General features: G+C 51.2%; 8 protein-coding genes. 2 read left to right on the top strand and 6 right to left on the bottom strand.

The window, feature by feature from the left end; genetic code table 11:
* From OXH16_10245 to rlmN, 5 genes are all read right to left on the bottom strand, one after another.
* Positions 1-904: hypothetical protein (locus OXH16_10245; GenBank protein MCY3681768.1), on the bottom strand; the 904-nt coding region annotated here is incomplete at its 3' end.
* Positions 905-912: 8 nt separating this feature from the next.
* Complete coding sequence (locus tag OXH16_10240; protein MCY3681767.1) at positions 913-1,479, bottom strand: hypothetical protein; 567 nt, start codon at positions 1,477-1,479, stop codon at positions 913-915.
* A 96-nt stretch (positions 1,480-1,575) separates the two neighbouring features.
* On the bottom strand, positions 1,576-2,901 hold the full coding sequence (locus OXH16_10235; GenBank protein MCY3681766.1) for a CCA tRNA nucleotidyltransferase: 1,326 nt from the start codon (positions 2,899-2,901) through the stop codon (positions 1,576-1,578).
* A 19-nt stretch (positions 2,902-2,920) separates the two neighbouring features.
* Positions 2,921-4,210, bottom strand: coding sequence for a UDP-N-acetylglucosamine 1-carboxyvinyltransferase (murA, locus tag OXH16_10230; protein MCY3681765.1), 1,290 nt, complete (start codon positions 4,208-4,210; stop codon positions 2,921-2,923).
* A 221-nt stretch (positions 4,211-4,431) separates the two neighbouring features.
* Entirely contained in the window at positions 4,432-5,487 is a 1,056-nt protein-coding gene (rlmN, locus tag OXH16_10225) for a 23S rRNA (adenine(2503)-C(2))-methyltransferase RlmN (protein MCY3681764.1), read from the bottom strand.
* Positions 5,488-5,761: 274 nt separating this feature from the next.
* Between rlmN and OXH16_10220 the strand changes: the two genes are divergently transcribed.
* Positions 5,762-7,132: a peptidoglycan DD-metalloendopeptidase family protein gene (locus OXH16_10220; GenBank protein MCY3681763.1), complete on the top strand. Its 1,371-nt coding sequence runs from the start codon at positions 5,762-5,764 to the stop codon at positions 7,130-7,132.
* 75 nt (positions 7,133-7,207) lie between these two features.
* Positions 7,208-8,359, top strand: a complete 1,152-nt coding sequence (gene larC / locus OXH16_10215) for a nickel pincer cofactor biosynthesis protein LarC (GenBank protein MCY3681762.1) — start codon at positions 7,208-7,210, stop codon at positions 8,357-8,359.
* A gap of 62 nt (positions 8,360-8,421) precedes the next feature.
* Here larC and OXH16_10210 read toward each other — a convergent pair whose 3' ends face one another.
* On the bottom strand, positions 8,422-8,670 hold the full coding sequence (locus OXH16_10210; protein ID MCY3681761.1) for a hypothetical protein: 249 nt from the start codon (positions 8,668-8,670) through the stop codon (positions 8,422-8,424).
* Positions 8,671-8,782: the final 112 nt, after the last annotated feature.

Here is an 8,782-nt window from a genome sequence, read left to right as displayed (position 1 = left end):
CCCCGAGGATACCACCACCCCAGACCTCGGCTCCCGACGGTGTCCCCGGCACGGGTAAACTCGCAAACAAATCATCCCATTTCTCCGGCACAAACAAGAGATAGTGCGAGGCCACGTAAAAAAGATTGGCCAGTTTAACATCCATAAACAAACCACACGCCCAGGCAATCAGACCAATCGCAGCCATGGTCAAAACCCCCAGCACCATCAAACTAACCCACACCGCAAAAATCATCCACGCCGCATATAAAACCAATCGCCAGGGCTGTGACCAGGTCAGTGAAAACGACTGTATCACAACATCTAAAATATCAACCCCCTCTGTACCCACAATAGCTGGCGACATAATCACAGCAACAACAAATACCAGACCGATAAACACAGCCAACAACGCCGCAAAAAAAATCGGAATAAAGCACAGCGCGAAAACGATCTCACCCACTGCGGGAATCCAGCCAGCAACCCACCCAATCACAACGCCGCCAACCGCAAAAAGGGCAAATAGAGCAAACACGGCAACGGGACCAAACAGCACGGTTTTCCAGCGCGCCCTTGCAAATCGGCAGGCATCGCCAACCGAATAAAACTCATCCCCTCGAAGCTGCTGAAAAGTGATCTTGCACATCATACTGGTCGTCACAAACACCACCGCAAGGGCAAACACCATACCCAAAACGTGCAACCCCGTACCGAGCAAATCAAATTCACCAATCGTTGCACCCGGAAATAAACCGTAGCGCTGCCACAGACCCGCACTGCCCGCACGAACATGCGCGATAAGCAACAAACCCGAATAGCCCGCCCAGGCCGCGACCAGCCCCAACAGCCCAACCCAAATTTTTTTTCCAGACCACCCCAGTCTCACACAGCGAAAAATATCTCGAATATCAAAATGCAGATTCATATGACCCCTTACTGTTCAGTTGGTTCTTCCCGCTCATTCAAATTGAGCACTTCTCGAACCACAGTCAAAAAATCACCCAACTCCATGTGCGAAGTTCGCGCTTGCGCGGGCTTACTGCGCACCTCCGGAGGCAAGGGCACATGCCTGAGCCTGACCTGGCGATTTCCACCTTCGCCCACCTGCACGGCATAACATCCCTGTCCCAATCCCATCGGCCATGGAGAACCAAAATCGTCGCGCTTCGAAAGAAACAGCACAGTCTCTTGCCCCACCACAAACTGCGGCATACCTGGCACATACATGCGTTGCCCTTCCCATTCACCGCCGGGCAAAGTCAGCATCATTTCTGAATCAGCCCGTCCTTTGACCACCTCCATAACTCTAAACCGCGTTTGGGTAAAAATACCCTCCCGATCGGCAAAAACTGCATTATCGCGCGCGAGACATTTGACATATACAATAGTCTGCGCGGTTTCGCACATCTCTTCAAAGGCAAACGTCTTCACAGTCGTCGCCCAGACGGGCGTCCACCCCATAGCCATCAACATCAAACCTGCAAACAATCGTTTATACATTCTCCTACCTCCTGAAAAAAACAGCAACCAGTAAACATCTCAAATATCATCTCTTATACATCTCAACGGGCAAACAGTTGCAGGATGAACTTAAAACTACAACCCAAGCGATTCAAACACCTGTGCCGCCAACCTCATCGCCTCATCGCGGTGCGTCACACGCCCTTCTAACTGGGCATCTTCAACAGCCCGCAACACCTGCTTAAACGCGGGACCGGGTTTTTGCCCCATCGCAATCAAATCGCGTCCATTAATCAACGGAACAGGTCTGATTTGTTCTGGCTCCAGATTCTCCAGCGCAACCTTACAAAACTCATAATTGTCCAACGCACCATGGCTCGACAAACAATCGATCCGGTGCAATTCCAGGTGATCTTCAAACCGATCCGTACGCAAAAAGCGCTTCAACGTACTCGAACGCATCTCCTGTACATGCATAAATTTGTGATGATCTGCCACCAACGCCGCAATATGCTTTATCTTTTCCGACGAAAAACGCAACCTCCTGCAAATCTCCTCGGCCATCTCGCGCCCAACTTTTGTATGATTGTGAAACCGAATGCGATCCCGCACCTCATAAGTAGGGGGCTTACCCACATCGTGCAACAAAATACCCATCGCCAACTCTACAGAGGGATTCTGCATCAAACCCAACATAATCAGCGTATGGGTCAACACATCGCCCTCGGGATGAAACTGGGGCGGTTGGGGCACGCCATCCATAGCCACAACCTCGGGCATAAAAACCGCCATCAACCCCAGATCGATCAGCCAGCGCACCCCCAAAGGCGCGCCCCCCTCGGTCAAAATTTTGCCAACTTCATCGCGAATGCGCTCGAAACTTATGAACTCGATACTCCCGCTCAGTTCTCCAATAGCCTCTCGCGTCTTCTCCTCAAGGGGCCAGTGATACCGACACCCAAAGCGAATCGCGCGCAACATACGCAATCGATCCTCACAAAATCGGGCATGCGGATCGCCAATCGTGCGAATTACCTTTTCTTTTAAATCAACCTGTCCCCCCACATAGTCGAGCACAACATTTCCCACAGGATCGAAAAACATCCCATTAATGGTAAAATCGCGCCTCCTCGCGTCCTCTTCTTCATCCACAAACACCACACCATCGGGACGCCGACCATCGGAATACCCCAGATCGCGGCGAAAACGCGCCACCTCATAATGATAATCACCCAGCCGCACAATCACCACCCCAAAATGCGCCCCAACCACCTGTGCATGCGGAAAAATGCCGATCACCTGTTGGAGATCGGCATTTGTGGCAATATCGTAATCGCGGGGCACCTGCCCCATCAACATGTCGCGCACGCATCCACCAGCCCACAAAGCGCGAAAACCCCGCGCCTGCAAACGACGCACAATTTCCAGCGCGCCCGTGCGTGCATCCTGGTCATTCGTCACATCAAATCACCTCTTATCATCACTCCTCTACCGTCACCCGCTGAATACGCGCACCCAAACTGCGCAAGCGCGCATCAATCTGTTCGTAACCGCGATCAATCTGTTCGATATTTCTAATCACACTTTCGCCCTCGGCACACAAAGCCGCAATAATCAGCGCCATACCCGCCCGAATATCGGGACTCGTCAAATGCTCGCCATAAAGCTTTGACGGCCCCACCACCACAGCGCGATGCGGGTCACAAATCACAATTTTCGCACCCATATCGATGAGACGATCCAACCAGTACATGCGCTGTTCAAACATCTTCTCAAAAAACAGCACCGTACCCCGCGCCTGTGTCGCTAACACAATGGCAATACTCATTAAATCGGGTGGAAAACCCGGCCAGGGATCGTTGTCAATGCGCGGAATCGCATCGCCCACATCCGGCATAATTTCCAGCTTCTGAAAGGACGGCACCACAATATCCTGTCCATCGACCTCAACTTCCAGCCCCAATCGCCGAAACACCATCAAACTCTTGCGCATATTTTTGGGCGCAGCATTGACAATGCGAATCTCGCTATTGGTCGCCCCTGCCAACCCAATAAAACTACCGACCTCCATATAATCCGGACCAATTGTATGCGTCGTTCCACAGAGTCTCGACACGCCTTCAATAACCAGTTCATTCGTCCCTATACCCGAAATTTGAGCACCCATCCTGTTCAGCATCAAACACAATTCCTGCACATGAGGCTCTGAAGCCACATTGCTCAAAATAGTCGTGCCCCGCGCAAGAACCGCTGCCATCACGGCATTTTCTGTGCCGGTTACACTGCGCTCATCCAAAAAAATGTCCGCACCAACAAGTCCTCTGGGTGCCTCAAAATCGTAAATGTGATTGGTATGAAACCGCACGCCGAGTTCTTCCAGCGCAATCAAATGCGTATCGACCCGCCGCCGACCAATGCGGTCGCCCCCAGGTCGCGGAATCGTCGCCTTCCCAAATCGTCCCAACAACGGACCGGCAAACATAAAACTGCCGCGCACTTTTCGGCACAAATCCGCCCGCAACACAGACTTGCGGACACCCCGTGTACAAATAGTCAGTTCGTGATCGCCCGAGTAACGAACCTCTGCCCCCAGATCGCGCAAAATTTCAACAATAACAGCAATATCGCCAATATCAGGCACATTTTTGAGCACCACAGGTTCTTCAGTCAACAAAGTCGCCGCCAAAAGAGGTTGCGCCGCATTCTTATTGCCAGCAGGAACAACAGTGCCAGACAAAGGATGCCCACCCTCGATAACAAATTGTTCCATAAAAAACATCTCCAAACTGTATTATGGAGGAGAAAAAACAGGTAGATTCGTGGTTATGCTTATCATAGTACAGTTATAAAAATATATCAAGAGTAAAAAGGTAGAATCAGGATTTGCAGGATGAAAGGATAAACAGGATGAAAATCAAAGGCAAAACCTTCTGGATCGCGGCTAAAACCCTGCCGCGATGACGCACAGGACGACACGGGGATCGTCTCTACCTACTTCACACCTTTCTCCATCTCCCAATACAACTGTCCACATCCAGCCGCAATATCATCTCCCTTGCTATAGCGAACAGTTGCTGTCAATTGTGCCTGAGACAAAATATCGACAAACCGATCAATTGCTTTCTGAGGGGGGCGTTCATAGCGCGCATCTTCAATGGGATTCCACGGTATCACATTAATTTTACATGGAAGATCGCGCACAAGGGCAATCAGCCTGTATGCATCTTCGGCTGAATCATTAAACCCGTGCAACAACACATATTCAAACGTCACCCACCGTCTAACCTGATCGTAATAGGCACGCACTGCGGACAGGAGTTCTTCAATAGGCCACTTGCGATTGATCGGCATAATCTCTGACCGCTGCTCATCGGTCGTCGCATTGAGCGACACAGCCAATCCAATTTTGAGTTTTTCGCGCGCCAGTTTTGCAATACCCGGCACATGACCAACCGTTGACAATGTAATGCGACGTATGCCCACAGCCGCTCCATAATCCAGATTGATCAGCCGAATAGCCCGAATCACCTGATCGAAATTCAGCAAAGGTTCTCCCATCCCCATCATCACCACATGCGTCAACTCATCGCCCTCTGCACGCAAAAATCGCTGTGCGTACAACACCTGCTCGACAATCTCTGCCGCCGTCAAATTGCGAATCAACCCCATGCGCGCGGTCGCGCAGAACTGACAATCGAGCGGACACCCCACCTGCGACGACACACACAGCGTGCGACGCTTGCCATCCCACATCAAAACACTTTCGATAAGCCGCTTATCGGGCAACTCAAACAAAAACTTTACCGTATCTGTTGACAAAGACCTCAATTCACCAACGCAATTTAATCTCAAAAGCGTAAATTGCTCATCGAACCGCGCGCGCACGGTTTTGGACAAATTCGTCATCGACTCAAAATCCGTGACACCCTTATTGTAGAGCCAGTCAACCAACTGCCGGGTTCTGTACCGCTCCAGGCCCATATCGGACACATGCTGTGCCAATTCTTCGGGAAACAAACCCTTGAGTTCTATTTTCTCAGCATTCATTGTATAACCTGAATTAGCAGCCAGCTAAAAACTTTCTGGATCTCGGCTCAACATCATGCCGCGATGACGGTTGCTATCCTTCCCACTTCACACTTCAATTTACCCAGCTATGCTGATCGCGTCAAGGTCACAGCGCGCGAATTACAACATATAGCAGAAATAATTTTATGACCCCTATATAATGCGGTTGACGTACATAGCGAGATGGTTTATTGTTGTGGCGCACATTTTAGTCAGCAATAATTGAGAACGTTTACGAGGGTCCCTCCCCCACATGCCAGTTCGCGCATATAAAGGTCAGCCAAAATCCCCCAAACGATGGGTCTTCTTCTGCTTACTGATATCCGTCAGCATGCTCTTCGGCCTTGGCAAAGAACCGGCAAAAGATGAACCCATCGCAAAAATGACTAAGGAAGGTCCCGCAGAATCAGACCCGGTCAAAGCAGACCTCATCCTCCCACTTACCCCTCCAAAACTCAAAACTACCAGAATTGTGGGATATATCGCCAATAAGGACAATCTCACCGAAGCCCTCATGAGCGAAAATATCTCGCGCGCCGATGCTCTCGAGCTTATCGATGTGCTACACAGAGATATTAAACGCGCGTCATTCAATCCCAATATCGTTCGGAGCGGGGATCGCTATGAACTGGAGCTCGACAGCCGCTCAACCATTCAGCACCTCAAATACACCAGGCAGAACAACCACGAAACGCAATTTATCGTCGAACGAATAAATGGCCAACTCAAAGCCAGGCAAGAAAACCTGCCATTGAAGCGAGAGGCCATTATCGTATCCGGCCGCATAAAAGACAACATCTGGAGCGCGCTTCAAAAAACCGGTGAAAATCCGGCTCTTCTGTGCGACAAACTCGAATACGTATTTGAATACTATATCGACTTTTACAACGACTGCAGAACAGGCGACCAGTTTACGCTCGTCGTTGAAAAACTCTACGGCAAATCCGGTACCTTTGTCCGCTATGGCGATATTCTCTCAGCCCAATACCAAGGTGACAAAGAATCTTTTCAGGCATTTCTCTACACCGACCCCAGAGGAAACAGAAATTACTACGACTCTAACGGTCGCTCACTCCAGGCACTCTTCCTGCGCAAACCCCTGAACTTTACCCGCATCAGTTCCCCATTTACCAACCGTAGATTTCATCCCATACTAAAAAAATACACGCGCCATCACGGCGTGGATTACGCCGCGCCATACGGCACAAAAGTCTGGGCCATTGCCAATGGCACGGTTGCTTTTGTCGGACGCAAAGGTCCGCTTGGCAACTATATCGAAATCGAACACAGCAACGGCTATAAAACCGGCTATGGCCATCTGAGGGGATTTGCGCGGGGCCTGAGAAAGGGACAGCGCGTCAACCAAAAACAAACCATCGGTTATGTAGGTTCAACCGGACGCTCCACAGGCCCACACTTGCACTTCAATTTTTACGCCACAGTAAATGGCAAATACAAACTGATCAACCCAACGCGGAAAATCAATCGCCCCGCAGGTCAACCCATCCCCGAAAAATACATAGCGTATTTTCACCAGCAGCGCGACCAGTATCTCGCGCTCTTAGGTCGCAAAAACGGTTCAATCGTCACAACCGCATTGCCGGTAGGGGTAGTAGCAGAGTAGATTCTTTTCTCACCTCCCCGGATAAACAAGTTCTATAACCGTGAATACTCACGGTCTTTTTTTTAGGATTATCTCATGAAAGTCGCCTATTTCGACTGCTTTGCCGGCATCAGCGGCGACATGACCCTCGGCGCGCTCGTCGATGCGGGCTTGTCTTTTTCCGTCCTGAAATCTGAACTCGACAAACTCAGTGTGCGCGAATTCACCCTCTCCCAGCGTCGCGTGGAAAAACACGGCATTGCCGGCACCAAAATAGACGTCAACGCTCGGGAAGGCCACGTCCACCGGCACCTGAAAGACGTACTTGAAATCATCAACAGCAGCGAAATATCCGCCTCTGCAAAAGAAAAAGCCGCGCGCGTCTTTCAAAAACTCGCCGAAGCCGAAGCAAAAATCCACGGCACCACCATTGAAGCGGTACACTTCCACGAAGTGGGCGCAGTAGATGCCATCGTCGATGTCGTCGGCGCTATCGTCGGCCTCGAAATCCTCGGAATCGAAGCCATCTACGCCTCCAAATTCCGATTTGGCTCGGGTCACACGCGGGGCGCACACGGGGCAATGCCCGTCCCGGTTCCCGCAGTCGTAGAAATGACCAAAGGCTTTCCATCCGAACGCACAGATATCCCGTATGAACTCGTCACCCCCACCGGTGCAGCTCTCCTCACGACACTCGCCTCTAATATCGGCGAAACCATTCAGCTACGCACAGAAAGCACGGGTTATGGGGCTGGCACGCGCGACGTCGAACAGGTCCCCAATCTCCTCCGCGTTGAAATCGGCGAACGCGTCGCAGATCCCCGGACCGATTTTCCCGTCCTGCTCGAAACAAATATCGACGACATGACCCCTGAAATTTACGGCTACCTCATCGACCGCCTGCTCGAAGCTGGTGCTCGCGACGCCTTCCTCACTCCCGTCATCATGAAAAAAGGCCGCCCAGGCATTCAACTCACTGTCCTGGCCGACCCCAACAAAGAAACCGAACTCACCGAACTCATCTTCTCAGAAACCACCACCCTCGGCATCCGCCGCCTGCCCGTACAGCGCCACATCCTCGAACGCCGCACAGACACCGTCCAAACCCCGTACGGACCCGTCCACGTCAAAATCGCCGACATTGGCGGCAAACAGCGCATCACCCCCGAATACGACGACTGCGCCCGCATCGCACGCGAAAAACAGGTACCAATACTCGACGTTTACAAATCTGTAAATTCACTATAGCTACCCCTCCCCCGGCCTCTCCCCGTACAGGGAAGGGGAGACATACTCTCCCCTTCCCCGTACTACCCCTCCTGAAGATCCTCTTTCACAGCCCGCAGAACTTCATAGTGCCACTCATACATAGCGTCTTCATCAATTGCGAGAAACGCCTGGTGATCAAAAATCAGCTGATCGTCCTCAAATTTAAAAATTGGATAAAATGGATCTCCTCCGGGAACGCCCGAACCCGTTCTCATTTGCCATTCGCCTTTCGATATGGACCCCTCTTTCGCCAGTAATTTTAACCTCTCATAACTCGTCTTCTGCATCATGTCAACCACCCACGGCTAAAGCCTGTGGGCTTGTCCCTGCCACATGATTCCCCCGGTGGTTGACACCACCATTGGGGGTATGGCGAGACTTTAGGCTTGTTGACACAAAGCC

This window comes from Gemmatimonadota bacterium, from assembly GCA_026705765.1.
Classification (GTDB): Bacteria; Latescibacterota; UBA2968; order UBA2968; family UBA2968; genus VXRD01.
Note: the sequence above shows the minus strand (reverse complement) of the source record. Positions and strands in the feature narration are given on the sequence as shown.

Excerpts from the sequence above, each read along its gene's own strand:
- murA (MCY3681765.1), bottom strand. The coding sequence starts at position 4,210 with ATGGAACAATTTGTTATCGAGGGTGGGCATCCTTTGTCTGGCACTGTT.
- OXH16_10240 (MCY3681767.1), bottom strand. The coding sequence starts at position 1,479 with ATGTATAAACGATTGTTTGCAGGTTTGATGTTGATGGCTATGGGGTGG.
- OXH16_10210 (MCY3681761.1), bottom strand. The coding sequence starts at position 8,670 with ATGATGCAGAAGACGAGTTATGAGAGGTTAAAATTACTGGCGAAAGAG.
- rlmN (MCY3681764.1), bottom strand. The coding sequence starts at position 5,487 with ATGAATGCTGAGAAAATAGAACTCAAGGGTTTGTTTCCCGAAGAATTG.
- larC (MCY3681762.1), top strand. The coding sequence starts at position 7,208 with ATGAAAGTCGCCTATTTCGACTGCTTTGCCGGCATCAGCGGCGACATG.
- OXH16_10220 (MCY3681763.1), top strand. The coding sequence starts at position 5,762 with ATGCCAGTTCGCGCATATAAAGGTCAGCCAAAATCCCCCAAACGATGG.